The sequence below is a fragment of the Streptomyces sp. NPDC057617 genome (assembly GCF_042800555.1).
Lineage (GTDB): Bacteria > Actinomycetota > Actinomycetes > Streptomycetales > Streptomycetaceae > Streptomyces.
Genome location: NZ_JBHVGV010000001.1, coordinates 1,199,977 through 1,213,034, shown reverse-complemented (window position 1 = coordinate 1,213,034; position 13,058 = coordinate 1,199,977). Strand labels below are relative to the sequence as shown.

General features: G+C 70.6%; 11 protein-coding genes. 7 read left to right on the top strand and 4 right to left on the bottom strand.

The window, feature by feature from the left end:
* Positions 1 to 18: 18 nt before the first annotated feature.
* The gene (locus ACFU9P_RS05255) at positions 19 to 765 is read right to left on the bottom strand and encodes an SDR family oxidoreductase (RefSeq protein WP_384077856.1); all 747 of its coding nucleotides are present in this window, start codon (positions 763 to 765) and stop codon (positions 19 to 21) included.
* Between the two features lie 378 nt (positions 766 to 1,143).
* Here ACFU9P_RS05255 and ACFU9P_RS05250 point away from each other — a divergent pair, with 378 nt between their 5' ends.
* Entirely contained in the window at positions 1,144 to 1,587 is a 444-nt protein-coding gene (locus tag ACFU9P_RS05250; protein WP_384077855.1) for a cupin domain-containing protein, read from the top strand.
* A 144-nt stretch (positions 1,588 to 1,731) separates the two neighbouring features.
* Here the strand turns inward: ACFU9P_RS05250 and ACFU9P_RS05245 are convergent, their stop codons facing one another.
* From ACFU9P_RS05245 to ACFU9P_RS05235, 3 genes are all read right to left on the bottom strand, one after another.
* The gene (locus ACFU9P_RS05245; protein WP_384077854.1) at positions 1,732 to 2,631 is read right to left on the bottom strand and encodes an RNA polymerase sigma-70 factor; all 900 of its coding nucleotides are present in this window, start codon (positions 2,629 to 2,631) and stop codon (positions 1,732 to 1,734) included.
* A gap of 96 nt (positions 2,632 to 2,727) precedes the next feature.
* Entirely contained in the window at positions 2,728 to 3,201 is a 474-nt protein-coding gene (locus ACFU9P_RS05240; RefSeq protein ID WP_384077853.1) for a carboxymuconolactone decarboxylase family protein, read from the bottom strand.
* A 186-nt stretch (positions 3,202 to 3,387) separates the two neighbouring features.
* A complete protein-coding gene (locus ACFU9P_RS05235; RefSeq protein WP_384077852.1) occupies positions 3,388 to 4,359 on the bottom strand; it encodes an acetylxylan esterase in 972 nt (323 codons plus the stop codon).
* A gap of 195 nt (positions 4,360 to 4,554) precedes the next feature.
* Here ACFU9P_RS05235 and ACFU9P_RS05230 point away from each other — a divergent pair, with 195 nt between their 5' ends.
* The 6 genes from ACFU9P_RS05230 to ACFU9P_RS05205 all read left to right on the top strand — a co-directional run bounded on the left by ACFU9P_RS05230 (position 4,555) and on the right by ACFU9P_RS05205 (position 13,049).
* Positions 4,555 to 5,655, top strand: a complete 1,101-nt coding sequence (locus tag ACFU9P_RS05230; RefSeq protein WP_376379404.1) for a LacI family DNA-binding transcriptional regulator — start codon at positions 4,555 to 4,557, stop codon at positions 5,653 to 5,655.
* Positions 5,656 to 5,905: 250 nt separating this feature from the next.
* Positions 5,906 to 7,519, top strand: a complete 1,614-nt coding sequence (locus ACFU9P_RS05225) for an FAD-dependent oxidoreductase (RefSeq protein ID WP_384077851.1) — start codon at positions 5,906 to 5,908, stop codon at positions 7,517 to 7,519.
* Between the two features lie 307 nt (positions 7,520 to 7,826).
* The gene (locus ACFU9P_RS05220) at positions 7,827 to 9,956 is read left to right on the top strand and encodes a hydantoinase/oxoprolinase family protein (RefSeq protein ID WP_384077850.1); all 2,130 of its coding nucleotides are present in this window, start codon (positions 7,827 to 7,829) and stop codon (positions 9,954 to 9,956) included.
* Positions 9,953 to 10,618 carry a hypothetical protein gene (locus ACFU9P_RS05215; RefSeq protein WP_384077849.1) on the top strand — a complete coding sequence of 222 codons (666 nt, stop codon included), beginning with the start codon at positions 9,953 to 9,955 and terminating at the stop codon, positions 10,616 to 10,618. The genes ACFU9P_RS05220 and ACFU9P_RS05215 overlap by 4 nt, the downstream gene beginning before the upstream one ends.
* Positions 10,619 to 10,622: 4 nt before the next feature.
* The gene (locus tag ACFU9P_RS05210) at positions 10,623 to 11,903 is read left to right on the top strand and encodes a transporter (protein ID WP_384077848.1); all 1,281 of its coding nucleotides are present in this window, start codon (positions 10,623 to 10,625) and stop codon (positions 11,901 to 11,903) included.
* A gap of 57 nt (positions 11,904 to 11,960) precedes the next feature.
* Positions 11,961 to 13,049 (top strand): hypothetical protein, encoded by a 1,089-nt coding sequence (locus tag ACFU9P_RS05205; RefSeq protein WP_384077931.1) that lies wholly within the window; start codon positions 11,961 to 11,963, stop codon positions 13,047 to 13,049.
* The last annotated feature ends 9 nt before the right edge of the window (positions 13,050 to 13,058 follow it).

The following is a 13,058-nucleotide window of genomic DNA, read 5'->3' as shown; positions in this document are numbered from 1 at the left end:
ACCACCCCCGTGGGGCGCTCACCGCTGCTGCGCGAGCCAGTCGGTGTAGCTGGTTTTGCCGATGTGCGCACCCGGAGCCGGCAGAAGCGTGGTCTCCTTCAGCTCGGTACCGAAGTACGTCGCGTGTACGTCCGTGACCACCGTACGGGGGTCGTTCTCGGCGGCCAGTCCCTTACGGATGAGCTGATCGAGCTGGAACGCGTCGGGGCCCGCGACCTCCACCACGCCGTTGACCGGGGCGCCGACCGCGGTACGGCCGACGGTCGCGGCCACGTCGTCGGAGCTCACGGGCTGGATCTTCACAGGGGCGAGACGCACGGTGTCGCCCTCGGTGGCCTCGGCGGCGATGGCCTTCATGAACTCGAAGAACTGGGTGGCGTGGACGATGGAGTACGGGATGCCGGACGCCTTGATCAGCTCTTCCTGGGCCTGCTTGGCGCGGAAGTAACCACTCTCCTGGAGGCGTTCGGTGCCGACCACGGACAGCGCCACGTGGTGGGTCACACCGGCCTCGGTCTCCGCCTTCAGCAGGTTGGCCGTGGACGTACGGAAGAAGTCCATGACGGCCTCGTCCTCGAACGAGGGGGAGTTGGACACATCGATCACGACCGACGCGCCCTTCAGGGCCTCGGCCAGACCCTCGCCCGTCAGAGTGTTGACGCCGGTGTTGGGTGCGGCGGCCACCGCCTCATGACCGTGCTCGTTGAGCCTGGTGACCACCTTCGAGCCGATGAGCCCGGTTCCACCGATCACTACAACCTTCATAACGGATTCCTCCCGGAGATTTTCAGGGTGCGGCGGCGGGCGCTTCGTGCGGTGAACCACCTGCCGGCACCGCGCGAATTTGCCTGTATCAAGGGAGACCGGACGAGGGGTCCATTTGTGACAGGGGTGCCGGGCCGTCGTCGCCCGGCCCTTCCGCTCCCCCCGCCACCGTCTCGTACGGTGTCGGCCCCTTGCCCCACGTCGAACATGTTTTCCGAACGGCCGATGCACAGTCACTCGTGTCACAGATGCACTGCCCGCCCGGTCATCACTGGGAGACGGCCATGGGGACCGGATGCGGGACCGGATGGGCTAACACGCGCCCGGCGGGCCGTGTGCCGGGCCCATGGCGATGTGGACCAATGGAGGTGCAACACGATGTCGGAGAAGGACTCAGTGGGCGGGACCGGCGGGCAGCCCCGCTCGGATGCGTGGAAGACCGCGGCGACGATGCTGCAGGATGCCGCACCGCTCGTCATCGCCGAGGGTGCCTCGGCGATGACCATTCATGTCGAGTGGGAGCCCGGAGACCCGGGAACCCCGCCGCACCGCCACTCGGGGCCGGCGTTCGGGTACGTCATCGAGGGTGCGGTCCGTTTCGAGCTGGAGGGCGAGCCGGAGCGTGTGGTCGAGGCCGGCGGGACGTTCTGGGAGCCGGGTGGTGATGTGATCCATTACCAGGACGGCAACGCGCTGACGGACGCGCGGACTCGGTTCGTCGTGACCATGATGTGCGCGCCGGGCAAGCCGATGCTCGAACTGGTCGACGAGGACGAACTGGCGCGGCGCGCGCATCTGCGCGCCCCGCGGCCCACCGCCTGACCTGCTGCTCTCCGTCAGGAAACGGCGTACGTACGTTTCGGGGTCCTCGTCGGCCAGCGCCTCGATCGTGTCGACGGGTTCGGGGAGCCATGGGCACCGGAGCCCATCGCCAATCGCCGGGCAAGGGGAAGGTGGGGAAGGCGATCAGCCCCTCAGGGACGCCACGTAGGGCAGCAGCTTCGACGGATTCATCACCCACATAATCCGGTCGATCCCTTCGGCGGACGCATCGATGCACAGCAGCGCCACGGCGTCTCCGCCGGCGGAGACAAGGACGGACGGCCGCCCGTTGGCCTCGACCCACCGGATGTCCGTCTCGGGCCAGAAGCGGGGTGCGAAGGCCGCGAGGTACTTGGCCACGCGCGGACGTCCGACGACCGGGACCTTCGACGCGCCGCGCACCCCGCCGCCGTCGGAGTAGCTGACGACGTCCGCGGCGAGAACGTCCTCCAGCACCGTCAGATCGCCCGTCCGCGCCGCGGCGAGGAACACTTCCAGCAGCCGCTGGTGCTCAGCCGGGCTGACCCGCTTCCTGCGTTCGGCGTTCAGGTGTTTGCGCGCACGGCTGACCAACTGGCGGGTATTGGCCTCACCGGTCTCCAGGATTTCCGCGATCTGGCCGTACGGGTAGTCGAAGGCCTCTCTCAGGACATAGGCCGCGCGTTCCACCGGGTTCAGTTTCTCCATGAGGAAAAGAACCGCCAGCTCAAGTGCCTCGGCCCGTTCCGCTCCCACTTGCGGGTCCACACTGGTGTCGATGGGGTCGGGAAGCCACGGCCCGACGTACGACTCCCGCCGTACCCGGGCGGACTGGGCGACGTTGATGGCCAGCCGAGCCGTGACCGTGGTCAGGAAGGCCACCGGCTCCACGATGTGCGTACGGTCCGTGTTGTGCCACCGCAGCCATGCCTCCTGAACGATGTCCTCGGCCTCCGCCGAACTGCCGAGGACTCGGTACGCGATACCGAAAAGCCGGGGGCGTGCCGCAAGGAACTCCTTCGTCGCCCGGTCAAGGGCATCGGAATCAGCGTTCCCAGCGTGCATTGTTGTCCCTTCCGGCTCCGGGACCACCATGCCATAAGCCGCCACAGCGTGTGCTTGGGGCGGTGGGCGGGCACAGCGAGTCAAACGGCCTCTCGGTCAGCCGAACTGGCCGGGCTGGTAGTCGCCGGCGGGCTGCTGGTTGATGACGTTGACGCGGTTGTACGCGTTGATGACGGCGATGAGGGAGATCAGAGCGGTGAGCTGTTCCTCGTCGAAGTGCTTGGCGGCGACGGCCCAGGCCTCGTCGGTGACTCCGCCGGCCGCGTCGGCGATACGGGTGCCCTGTTCCGCCACTTCGAGGGCGGCGCGTTCGGCGTCGGTGAAGACCTTGGCCTCGCGCCAGACGGCGACCAGGTTGAGGCGTTGCCGGCTCTCCCCGGCGTGTGCCGCGTCCTTGCTGTGCATGTCGGTGCAGAAGCCACAGCCGTTGATCTGGCTCGCGCGGAGCTTCACCAGTTCCTGGATCACGGTCGGCAGTGTCGAGTCCGTGATCACTTTGTTGGCCGAGTTGATGTGCTTGAGCACCTTTGCCCCGAGGGGGTTGCCGAAGTAGTTGAGGCGTGATTCCACGGTGTTCTCCTTGCCGTCCGGTGTCCCGGGCCCGGGGGGTCCGGGAGGTACACATGACTGACCGGGCAGCCCGGCGATGTGTGACAGGAAGCCGGTGTGACAGGAAACCGGATCACTGCCAGGCCGCGTCGCCGGCAACACGCTTTGGGCCCTGTCCGGCGAGTGGACGCGCCGGGCGGCGAGCCGTCACGCTGTCAACCGGGGCGGCAGCCAGGCGAGTTGGGCCTCCTCCTGGTACGTCTCGCCGCCCTCGTGGCCGTTGAACTCGTACACCTCGATCGTCCGGTCCTCGTGCCCGTACGCGTTGAACGCCGCGAACACCGTCGACGGCGGGCACGTCTGGTCCTCCAGAGCCGCCGAGAACAGCGCGGGAGCCCGCCCGCGCGCCGCGAAGTGGACCCCGTCGAAGTAGCTGAGCGTCCGCCTGACCTGCTCGCCCCGGCGGCGGTAGGTGTTGAGGTACTTGCCCACTTCCCGGTACGGATGGTGGTCGGTGAGCGTCGTCGCCCGCGGGAAGTCGCAGAGGAACGGTACGTCGGGCGCCACGGCGACCAGGTCCGGCACCAGCCCCGCCACCGCCAGTGTGATCCCGCCGCCCTGGCTGCGCCCGATCGCGGCCGTGCGGGAGGCGTCGGCGAGCGGGTGGGAGCGGGCGGCCTCCACCGCGCGGACCGCGTCGGTGAAGACCCGGCGGTAGTAGAACTCCAGCGGGTCTTCTATGCCCCGGGTCAGAAAGCCGGGGAACGCGGACGCGCTGCCCACCGGGTCCGGGGTGTCACCCCCGCCCCACGCGGCCCCCTGGCCGCGGGTGTCCATCACGAAGTGGGCGAATCCGGCCGACGCCCAGAGCAGCCGGGCATGGGGCAGGCCGCGCCCGCCGCCGTAACCGACGAACTCGACCACCACGGGCAGCGGTTCACGGGTCCCCGCAGGCAGGACGAACCAGCCCTTGACCGGGTGGCCGCCGAAGCCGGCGAAGGTCACGTCGTACACCTCCACGGTCGACAGTCCCGTCGCGACGGGCTCGAAGCGGGCGTCCAGATCGTGGGTGCGGGCCTCGGCGAGTGTCGTCGTCCAGAAGTCGTCGAAGTCGGCCGGTTCCACGGACCGGCTGCGGTAGCTCCGTAGCTCGTCGAGGGGCAGATCGAACAGGGCCATTGCGGGATCACCTTCGGTTGCTTCGGTGGTCAACGGGGGCGGGCGATCACACCGTACGGTCCGGGCCGTCACCGAAGAAGAGGCCGGAAGAGGCCGGAAGAAGTCTTGACCGATGTCTTGACCCCTGGGTTCCGGAGGTCCACAGTACTCGTTAATGCGCATTACTAATACGCATTAACGATCCGGAGGAACACGGTGGAGGAACCCAGGAAGCGGGCCCGGCCGGGTCGGGCCCCCGCACCCGCAGGCCGTACGTCGCGGCCGCGCCAGGCCGAGGTCGCCAGGCTCGCCGGGGTGTCGCAGGCCACGGTCTCGCTGGTGCTCGGCGGGCGCAAGCAGGGCGCCACGATCTCCGAGGAGACCCGGCAGAAGGTGCTCGACGCGGTACGCAGCCTCGGCTACGTCCCCGATCCGGCGGCCAGCCGGCTGGCCGCCGCGCGCAACAACCTGCTCGGGGTCTTCAGCTTCACCTCCACCTTCCCGACCGATGTGCAGCACTCGTACTACCCGTTCCTCGTCGGCGTCGAGCAGGAAGCAGCCGCCCGCGGTTACGACCTGGTGCTCTTCACCGGCTCCAGCACGGGCGGCGCGGGGGCCGCGGGACCGCACGCCCTCAACCGGGTACGGCTCGCCGACGGCTGTCTCTTCCTCGGCCGCCACGCGCCCGCCGGTGAACTGCTGCGCCTGGTCGCCGACGGCTTCCCCGTGGTCCACCTCGGCCGCAGGGACGAACTGGAGGGGCTGGCCTGGGTCGGTGCCGACTACGTCAGCGCCAGCAAGGAGGTCGTCACACATCTCGCCGGACTCGGCCACCGGCGGATCGTGCTCGTACGCGAGGACGACGAGGCCCACGCGTCCACCGACCGTGAACACGGCTTCCTCAAAGGGCTGGAGGAGGCCGGTCTGCCCGGCGGTCCTGGCGCGGTCTTCCGCTCCGCCGACCCGCAGCACGACCTCACCGCCGAGCGGCTGCGCGGCTGGCTCGACGACGGCGTCACCGCGTTCGTCGCCGAGGAGACCGACACCGGCGACGCCTGGCGCGCGTTGCACAGCGCCGCGCACTTCGTCGGCATCGACTGCCCGCGCGACGCCTCACTCGCGCTGCTCGGCAGTCCGCCGCCGGACCTGTCCGACGGGCCGATGCCCACCGGATTCGACATCCCCCGGCCGCAGTTGGGCGCCGCCGCCGTACGGATGCTCGCCGCGCTGGTGGCGGGGGAGCAGGCCACGGAACCGCTGGTGGCCTGCGCGTTCCGGCCCGGTACGACGGCGGGAGCACCACCCGCGCATCGCTGACCGCGCACACACCGCACCGGCACCAAGGCGCCGCCGGCCGCCACCACGTACCCGTGCCACTTCAGGCACCACGTGCACGTAGCACTTCAAGCGCCAGGTACACGTGGGCACTTCGCGCACCACGCGCACGCAGCAGTTCGAACACCACATGCACGTAGCACTTCAAGCACCACGTACCCGCGGCACTTTCGCGCACCACACGCACGCAGCACGTCGAGCACCACGTACACACCGCACTTCAAGGAGACCCGTGACATCCGCACCCGACATCCTCATAGTGGGCTCCGGGCTCGGCGGCGTCGCCGCCGCCCTCGCCGCCTGCCGGGCCGGACGCACCGTCGTCCTCACCGAGGAGACGGACTGGATCGGAGGCCAGCTCACCTCCCAGGCCGTCCCGCCGGATGAGCACCCCTGGGTCGAGCAGTTCGGCACCACCGCCTCGTACCGCACCCTGCGCGAGTCCATCAGGGACCACTACCGCCGCTGGTACCCGCTCCGCTCCGAGGCGCTGGCCCTCACCGGTCTCAACCCGGGCGCCGGGCGCGTCAGCAAGCTCTGCCACGAGCCGCGCGTCGCCCTCGCCGTCCTGGAGGCGATGCTCGCACCGCACCGCTCGTCGGGCCGGCTCACACTCCTGACCGAACACCGCCCGGTCGCCGCCGAGGCGGGCGACCACGACACCGTACGGTCCGTCACACTCACCGATCTGCGGGACGGCAGCCGCGTGACGATCGCGGCCCGTTACGTCCTCGACGCGACCGAGACCGGCGAACTGCTCGAACTCGCCGGGGTCGAGCACGCGATCGGCGCCGAGGCGCGGAGCGAGTACGGCGAACCGCACGCCCCCGACGAGGCACAGCCCCTCAACCAGCAAGGCATCACGGTCTGTTTCGCGCTCTCCCACCACGAGGGCGAGGATCACACCATCGAGCGGCCGGCCGACTACGACTTCTGGCGCGCCTACCGGCCGGACTTCTGGCCCGGACCGCTGCTCGGTTTCCTCGCGCCCGACCCCCGGACCCTGGAGGCCGTACCGCGCACCTTCGTCCCCAACCCGGACCTCGACCCGCTCGACGTCACCGCGGACCAGTCCGCCGACGCGGGCGACAAGGAACTCTTCGGCTTCCGACGGATCCTCGCCCGCAAGCTGCACCGGCGCGGCGCGTTCGACTCCGACATCACCCTGGTCAACTGGCCGCTCAACGACTACTGGCTGAAGCCGCTGATCGGCGCCGGCGAGGAGACGTCGGCCGCCGCGCTCGCCGAGGCACGACAGCTCTCGCTCTCGGTCCTGTACTGGCTCCAGACCGAGGCGCCGCGCGCCGACGGCGGCAAGGGATTCCCCGGACTGCGGCTGCGCCCCGATGTCACCGGCACGCGCGACGGGCTCGCCAAGGCGCCGTACGTACGCGAGTCGCGCCGTATCAAGGCGGTCACCACCGTCACCGAGCACGACGTCGCGATCGACATCGTCGGCCCCTACGGCGGCACCCGCTACCGGGACTCCGTCGGCGTCGGCAACTACCGCATCGACCTGCACCCCTCGACCGGCGGGGACAACTACATCGACATCGGCTCGGTGCCGTTCGAGATCCCGCTCGGCGCGCTGATACCGCGCCGGGTCCGCAATCTGCTGCCCGCAGGAAAGAACATCGGCACCACCCACATCACCAACGGCTGCTACCGGCTCCACCCGGTGGAATGGAACATCGGCGAGGTCGCGGGCGCACTGGCCGCGCACTGTGTCGCCGAGGGCGTCGAACCGCGCCAGGTCCAGGCCGAGGACAAGCGGTTCGGCCAATTCGCCCGGCTGCTCGACCGCGAAGGAGTTCAGCGCCACTGGCCCGACGTACGCGGCTACTGACACCGCTACTGACACAGCTCCACAGAACACAGAACAACGACGGCGGACAGCCGGGCAGACGCAGCTCCACCTGCCCCGCCCGGCCCAGGCCGTGTCTGACACATCCCGTCTGGCTCGCGACGCCTGGCACGCACGCTCGCCGCGTTGTCGGAGTCAGCCGAGTACGTCCAGTACGAGGCTGATCCTCCGCCTTGCGATCGCACGCACCAGCCGCCGCGCGCCCCGCCCTGCGGGCGGACGACGCTATGTGTCAGACACGGCCTGCCGCCCGCACCATGCCAACTGTGCACAAGGAGGTGCCCAAGCCATGAACACCCACCGCATCCGCGTCGGCATCGACGTGGGCGGAACCTTCACCGACGCCGTGGCGGTCGACGCCACGACCCTGGGACTGCTGGGACAGGTCAAGGTCCCCACCAGTCATCATCACGAGGACGGTGTCGCCCACGGCATCGTCGAAGCTCTCGACCGTCTGCTGGAACAGACCGGACACGCCCCGGAGGACGTGGCCTTCCTGGCCCACGGCACCACCCAGGCTACCAACGCCCTGCTGGAGGGCGACGTCGCCACCGTCGGTCTGATCGGTGTCGGCGCCGGCCCCGGCGCCGCGTTCACCCGCCGCCTCGCCGCCTTCCAGAAGCTCGAACTCACCCCCGGCAAGCGGCTGCCGCTCGTCTACGCCCATGTCGCCGACCCCGACGACGCACCCGCCGTACGCGCCGCCGTCGACGCGGTCGTCCAGGGCGGTGCCCGGGTCGTCGTCGCCAGCCAGCCGTTCAGCGTCGACCGTCCCGAGGGCGAGGACGCGGTCGTCACGGCGGCCAAGGAGCGCGGCCTGCCGACGACCGCCGCGCACGAGATCACCTCGCTGTACGGGCTCCACAAGCGGACCCGGACCGCCGTCGTCAACGCCGCGATCCTGCCGCGCATGCTCGCCACCGCCGACCTCGTCGACGCCTCCATCACCAAGGCGGGCGTCAGTGCCCCGCTGATGGTGATGCGCTGCGACGGGGGAGTGATGTCGCTGGACGAGATGCGGCGCAGACCACTGCTCACCGTGCTGTCAGGACCGGCGGCCGGCGTCGCGGGCGCGCTCATGCAGGAGCGCGTCAGCGAGGGCCTGTTCCTGGAGACCGGCGGCACCTCCACCGACATCAGCGTCGTACGGCGCGGCAAGGTCGCCGTCCGGCACGCCACCATCCTCGGCAGGACGTCGTACCTGTCGGCGCTCGACGTCAGGACCGTCGGTGTCGGCGGCGGCTCGATGGTCCGCGTCGGCGGCGGCAGGGTCACCGGCGCCGGACCGCGCAGCGCGCATATCGCGGGCCTGCCGTACGCCTGCTTCGCGACCCTGGACGATCTGCGGGACGCGAAGGTCACCACGATCCGGCCGATGGACGACGACCCGGCCGACTACGCGGTGCTCGACGCCGCCGGCGGACGCTTCGCGATCACCATGACCTGCGCGGCCAACGCGCTGGGCCGGGTCCCCGAAGGGGACTTCGCGCACTGCGACCCGGCCGTGGCGAAGGCCGCGATCGCGCCCCTGGCCGCCACGCTCGGCACGGACGTCGCCACCGCGGCGGCCCGTGTACTGGACGCCGGCACCGACCAGGTGAGGACCGTGGTCGACGCGATGATCCGCGACTACCGGCTGGACAAGGACACCGCCGTACTCGTCGGCGGCGGCGGAGGCGCGGCGGCCGTCACCCCGCACCTCGCGGCCGTCTCCGGCCAGGAGGGCCGTATCGCCCGCCACAACGAGGTCATCAGCCCCATAGGCGTCGCCCTCGCCCTCATCCGCGAACAGGTGGAACGCATCATCCCCGGCGCCGGCCAGGAACAGATCCTCGCCGTACGGGCCGAGGCCGAGGCCGCCGTCGTCGCCCAGGGCGCCGCCGCCGACGGTGTCGAGGTGGAGGTCACCGTCGACCCGCAGACCAGCACCGTGCGGGCCGTCGCGACCGGTGCCACCGAACTGCGCACACAGGACCGTGCCCACCGGGCCGACGACGCCGACCGGCTGCGGGCCGCTGCCGACAGCCTCAAGACCGACCCGGCGTCGGTGCGTGTGCTCGCCGGCACCCCCGCGCACACCGTGTACGGCACCGACGTCCGCCGCCGGTTCCGCCCCGACCGCCACCCGGTGCGTGTCGTGGACGCCGACGGTGTCGTACGGCTCCACGCGCCGGACGCCCGGGTCGAGACCACCACCGTCGGCCGCGCCCCCGAAGTCCTCGCGGGTCTGGTGCGGGAGGCCACGTCGTACGGCGACGGCGGTGTCCGCGCCCCCGCCCTGCGGCTCCTCCTCGGCTCCCGGATCGCCGACCTCTCCGGTGTGCTCGACCCGCAGCCGCTGCTGGCGCTCGCCCGCAGCGAACTGCGCGCACGTGCCGCCGACGAACCGGTCGTCGCCGTTCTGGAGGTGCGCTCATGACGGCCGCGCTGCTCGACCGGGCCGCGCTGGCGGCGATCGAGGCACTCGGAGCGAGCGACGACATCGAGTTCGGCGTACGGCTGCTCGCGAACACCCCCACGCACGAAGGCCGCGACCCGGCCCTGCTGCGTCAATGGGCGCGTACCGCCGACGAGTTCGGCGCCGCACTCGCCCCCGTCACCGCCACGGCCCGTGTCGTGGAGAGCGGCGGCGGACTGGCGGAGGGCCTGCTCGCCCGCTACGCCTCCCGGCCCGTCCCGACCGTGGAACTGTTCACCGACACCCTCGCCCTCGCCGACGAGCTGATCGACCGGCTCGGCTGGCGCCACTGGTATCCGGCGGGGTCGGTACGGGCGGCGGCGATCGCCCACGAGGCGGTGCACGAGCAGCTCCACCACGGACCGGCGAAGACGGCCCTGAAGCGGTCACTCGGCCATGTCGTGCTGCGCGCGGGACGCCACCGCCTGTACGGCCATGTCGCGGGCGCCGAGGAGATCGCCGCCCACTCGTACGCCCGCACCGTGTGCGGCCTCGGCCGCAGCCCGCTCCTGCTGACGGCCGCCCTGGCCACCGCCGCCGACGCGGCCGAACCGCCGTACGGATCCCCGCATGGGTCCTCGCACGGCTCCCCGCACGGATCCGCGCACGGAAGAAAGAAGTAACGCCATGGGCGTCGTCATCCTTCTTGTCATGGCGGCCGGTGTCGCCGCGATGCTCACCCGCAGACTCCCCACCGCCTTCGCGCTCGTCATCCTGGCCGTCGTCATCGCCTTCCTCGCGGGCGCCCCGCTGACCGGCGAGAACAGCGTCCTGGACATGGTCGTCCAGGAGGGCGCGCCGACCCTCGCCGCCACGATGATCGCGATCCTGCTGGGCTCCTGGCTCGGCAAGCTCCTCGACGAGACCGGCATCGCGGGCACACTCGTCCGCAAGATCGTCGAATTCGGCGGCGACCGTCCCGTCGTGGTCGCCCTCGGCGTCCTCGCCGTCTCCACCCTCGTCGGTACGGTCACGGGCTCGGCACCCGCCGCGATGCTCGCCGGCATCATCGGCATCCCCGCCATGATCGCCGTCGGGATCCCCAAGGTCACCGCGGCCGGCACCATCCTGATGGGCATCGCCGCCGGTATGCCCTTCGAACTGCCCATCTGGCAGTTCTTCTCCACGGCGCTGGAGCTGCCCGTCGACACCGTGCGCGGCTTCATGATGAAGCTGTTCCCGTTCGCGCTGGCCGCCGCCGTCCTCTTCGTCCTCGTCGAGACCCGGCGACGCGGCGTCGAACACGCGTGGTCCCTCAAGTCCGCGTCCGCGAAGCCCGTTTCGCGCCGCGGGCAGCTGGGCGACGCCCCCTGGTACGCGCTGCTCACCCCGGTCGTACCGCTGGTCCTCGCCCTCGGCCTCGACATCGCGATCCTGCCGTCGATGCTGGCCGGTGTTCTGTACGCGCTGGTCACCACCACCCGGCCGGGCGAGATGAACAAACGGCTGCTGCGCACCCTGTACGGCGGCTTCGAGACGGCGGCGGCGCCGATCGTGCTGTTCATCGCGATCGGCATCCTGCTCGCCGCGGTGAAGCTGCCCGGCGCGGTGGAGGCGCTGGAGCCGCTGATCAAGGCGGTCAGCCCGCAGAACCCGGTGCTGTTCGTCGTGGTCTTCACCCTGCTTGTGCCGCTCTGTCTCTACCGGGGGCCGCTGAACGTCTACGGCCTCGGCGCGGGCATCGCCGGTGTCCTCATCGCCGCGGGCATCTACCCGGCCGCCGCGGTGCTGGGCCTCGCCACCTCGTACAACCAGGTCTTCGGTGTGTCGGACCCGACCAGCACCCAGACCGTGTGGAGCGCGCAGTACGCGGGGGTCACACCGCAGCGGGTGATGCTGCGGACCCTGCCGTACGTCTGGGCCGTCGCCCTGGGCGGATTCTGCGTCACCGCCGCCACCTATCTGTGATCTCTCACTCCCGGGACGGAGCACGACATGACACAGCACGACATGACACAGCACGACATGGCACAGCACAACAGCAACGCGCGGCAGCACCACGCCGATGAGCCGCGGAACCCCGGCCGGCGGATGTTCCTGCGCGCCGCGGCCGCGACCGCCGCGGCGGCATCCGGCGTGATCGCCACCGGTACGGCGGCGGGCAGCGCCGCCGCGGCCCCCGCCCTGGCCCCGGAAGCGGCACCGGCCGCCGCCGCGGCGCCCGGCGGATTCCCCGACTACCGCTACCTCAAGACACTCCTGACGCCCTCCCAGCTCAAGTACAACCCCACCGGCGAGATCATCTTCCCGTGCGTCCGGGGCGTCTACGACAAGTTGCCGAACCCGCTGGGCCGTTACTACCTCTACTACGGGCCGCACGACGCGCCGGGCGGAATCTGCCTGGCCTACGGCGACTCGCTGGAGGGGCCGTTCACCGAGTACACCGCCAACCCGATCGTCTCCAACAACTGGCAGCCGCACTACAAGGTCAGCCATGTCGCCTCGCCGCACGTCCTCTGGAACGAGGACGTCAAGGAGCTGTGGCTCTACTTCCACGGCGAGAACGGCACGACCCGCCTCGCCCGTTCCAAGGACGGCATCACCTTCACGTACGACAAGGTGGTGCTCACCACCGCGATGATGCCGGCGGGCAGCACCGAGACCTCGTACGCGCGTGTCTTCCGGCACGACCTGCCCTCGCGCGGCGCCCGCTACGTGATGCTCTTCATGCTCAACAACCAGTCCAACCACCGTGACATCGCCTGGGGCTGGTCGCAGGACGGCCGCGACTGGACGTTCGACCAGCAGCCGCTCGTACGCCACTCCGACGTCGGCGCGAACAACATCGGCGGCCCGCACCTGCTGAGCCGGAACGGGAGCACGTACGTCGTCTACAACACCGGCAAGGAGAACGGCGGCAATCTGCTGATCACCGAGGTCGGCAACGACTTCAGCCGCCGCGTGCACCTCGGTCTCTTCTACGACTCGGCCGACAGCGCGCCGGACAACGGGCGCAGCGCGTCACCGTCGTTCGGCACCGACCGGGGCGTGCCGTACATGATCTACGAGGCGGGTGAACGGCTCCAGGGCTCGATCGCGGTGGCGCGCGGCTGACCCACCGCC

Coding starts and splice junctions, on each gene's coding strand:
- ACFU9P_RS05255 (WP_384077856.1), bottom strand. CDS start 765: ATGAAGGTTGTAGTGATCGGTGGAACCGGGCTCATCGGCTCGAAGGTG.
- ACFU9P_RS05250 (WP_384077855.1), top strand. CDS start 1,144: ATGTCGGAGAAGGACTCAGTGGGCGGGACCGGCGGGCAGCCCCGCTCG.
- ACFU9P_RS05245 (WP_384077854.1), bottom strand. CDS start 2,631: ATGCACGCTGGGAACGCTGATTCCGATGCCCTTGACCGGGCGACGAAG.
- ACFU9P_RS05235 (WP_384077852.1), bottom strand. CDS start 4,359: ATGGCCCTGTTCGATCTGCCCCTCGACGAGCTACGGAGCTACCGCAGC.
- ACFU9P_RS05220 (WP_384077850.1), top strand. CDS start 7,827: ATGAACACCCACCGCATCCGCGTCGGCATCGACGTGGGCGGAACCTTC.
- ACFU9P_RS05215 (WP_384077849.1), top strand. CDS start 9,953: ATGACGGCCGCGCTGCTCGACCGGGCCGCGCTGGCGGCGATCGAGGCA.
- ACFU9P_RS05210 (WP_384077848.1), top strand. CDS start 10,623: ATGGGCGTCGTCATCCTTCTTGTCATGGCGGCCGGTGTCGCCGCGATG.
- ACFU9P_RS05205 (WP_384077931.1), top strand. CDS start 11,961: ATGGCACAGCACAACAGCAACGCGCGGCAGCACCACGCCGATGAGCCG.